This is a genomic window from Brachyspira catarrhinii (assembly GCF_005518285.1).
Taxonomy (GTDB): Bacteria; Spirochaetota; Brachyspiria; order Brachyspirales; family Brachyspiraceae; genus Brachyspira; species Brachyspira catarrhinii.
In genome coordinates this window covers 1-317 of the sequence record NZ_SJDU01000862.1, presented here as the reverse complement: position 1 = coordinate 317, position 317 = coordinate 1, and the positions used below count along the sequence as shown (strand labels likewise).

Annotated in this window: 1 pseudogene; it reads right to left on the bottom strand. The window is 21.5% G+C overall.

Features of this window, described 5'->3' with window-relative positions:
* Positions 1–201: pseudogene (locus EZH24_RS13685) on the bottom strand (ROK family protein); the annotation flags it as partial.
* Between the last annotated feature and the right edge of the window lie 116 nt (positions 202–317).

Sequence of the window (317 nt, the reverse complement as noted above, 5' to 3'; positions counted from 1 at the left end):
TTTTCTCCCTATAATTCCTTTTTTAAAATCTTCTTTTACGATAAAATTATCGTTCTTCAAAATATCCAAAGCTTCGTTAACAGTTGGTTTTGTAAGATTTAAACTATTCACTATATCTATGCTTGTAAATTCTTCTTTTTTTATACATTCGCGCAGAACATTTCTTAATGTAGTTTCTTTTGCAATTAATTGATATTTCATAATAAAGCTTTATTTTTTTATATTTGTTTATATTTATAATGTAATTTAATATTAAAAATCAATAAAAATCAAATAATTTAACTATTTAACGCGTCTTCTATATCTTCAAAATCTTC